The sequence below is a fragment of the Streptococcus sp. C150 genome, assembly GCF_000187445.1.
In the GTDB taxonomy this organism is placed as follows: domain Bacteria; phylum Bacillota; class Bacilli; order Lactobacillales; family Streptococcaceae; genus Streptococcus; species Streptococcus raffinosi.
Map to the genome: position 1 here is coordinate 1,102,542 of NZ_GL698449.1, position 1,698 is coordinate 1,104,239.

Annotated in this window: 3 protein-coding genes; 1 reads left to right on the forward strand and 2 read right to left on the reverse strand. The window is 43.2% G+C overall.

The window, feature by feature from the left end:
* Positions 1–355: hypothetical protein (locus HMPREF0848_RS10915; RefSeq protein ID WP_269479158.1), on the reverse strand; the 355-nt coding region annotated here is incomplete at its 3' end.
* A 424-nt stretch (positions 356–779) separates the two neighbouring features.
* Here HMPREF0848_RS10915 and HMPREF0848_RS10920 point away from each other — a divergent pair.
* Positions 780–1,028, forward strand: a complete 249-nt coding sequence (locus HMPREF0848_RS10920) for a hypothetical protein (RefSeq protein WP_050787997.1) — start codon at positions 780–782, stop codon at positions 1,026–1,028.
* 483 nt (positions 1,029–1,511) lie between these two features.
* Here HMPREF0848_RS10920 and HMPREF0848_RS10925 read toward each other — a convergent pair.
* Positions 1,512–1,698 (reverse strand): hypothetical protein (locus HMPREF0848_RS10925; RefSeq protein WP_037608963.1); only part of this gene is annotated, 187 nt, incomplete at its 5' end.

A 1,698-nucleotide genomic window follows, 5' to 3' on the forward strand; every position in this document is an offset into this window, starting at 1 on the left:
TTGATTGGCTCGTTGAGATTGAAGCGCTTGTGCTTTGTGATTCAGAGACTGACGTTGAGACGGATTGACTCGCTGAAACAGAGGCACTTGTACTTACTGACTCACTAAGTGACGTTGATTCACTTGACGAAACTGATGCACTTAGTGAAGCTGAGGCACTCATTGAATCTGAAACTGACTGACTGGTTGAGATTGAGGCACTCATGCTTTGCAATTCAGAGACTGACGTTGAGACGGATTGACTCGCTGAAACAGAGTCACTGGTACTTACTGACTCACTAAGTGACGTTGATTCACTGATTGAGACTGAAGCGGAAACGCTACTTGAAGCACTTGCTGACTCTGAGGCACTCATTGAATCTGAAACTGATTGGCTGGTTGAGATTGAGGCGCTCGTTCTTTGTGATTCAGAGACTGACGTTGAGACGGATTGACTCATTGAAACTGAAGCGCTCGTACTTGATGACTCACTGAGTGACGTGGATTCACTGATTGAGACTGAAGCACTTAATGACGATGACAATGAGTTAGATACTGACTGACTCGTTGATACTGAGGCACTGGTACTTGCTGACTCACTGAGTGATGTTGATTCACTGGTTGAGATTGAAGCACTTACCGACGCCGAAACTGAAGTTGAGACGGATTGACTCGCCGAAACTGAGGCGCTTGTGCTTGATGACTCGCTGAGTGATGTTGATTCACTGGTTGAGATTGAAGCACTTACCGACGCCGAAACTGAAGTTGAGACGGACTGACTCGTTGATACTGATGCGCTTGTGCTTGATGACTCGCTGAGTAACATTGATTCACTGGTTGAGACTGAAGCACTTAATGATCCGGATGTACTCAATGATGTCGAAGCAGACGTTGAGAGTGACTCACTTGTAGAAATAAAGCTTGATGCTGATTTCGAAATAGAATCAACTGTCGAAAGGATGGTAGAAATTGACGCACTAAATGCTTGCGATAAGCTTTCAAAAGCCGAAACACTCAATGAAGAAACTACTGAATTTGAAACAGATTGACTTGTTGAAACTGACGCACTCTCTGACGATGAAAGAGAGTTAGATTCGGATTGAGATTCAGATACCGATGCACTTTCTGACGCTGAAAGAGAGTTGGATTCCGATTGTGACTCAGACACTGACGCACTTTCTGATGCTGAAAGAGAATTGGATTCAGACTGAGATTCAGACACTGAAGCACTCTCTGACGCTGAAATCGAGTTGGATTCCGATTGAGACTCAGATACTGACGCACTTTCTGACGATGAAAGTGAATTTGATTCAGACTGAGATTCAGACACTGAAGCACTCTCTGACGCTGAAAGGGAGTTAGATTCCGATTGGAATTCAGATACTGAAGAACTCAATGATGTACTTTGAGAGTTCGATACTGATTCACTCGTTGAAACCGAAGTACTCAAGAAGATACTAAACGAGTTTGATACAGACTGACTCGTTGAAACTGAAGTACTCAAGGAGGTACTTAACGAGTTCGATACGGATTCACTGGTTGAGACTGAAGAACTCAATGATGAACTCAAAGAATTCGATACAGATTGACTTGTTGAGACTGAAGCGCTCAAAGATGAACTCAAAGAATTTGAAGCTGATTGACTTGTTGAAACCGAAGAACTCAATGATGTGCTTAACGAGTTTGATAAAGACTGACTCGTTGAAACCGAAATACTCA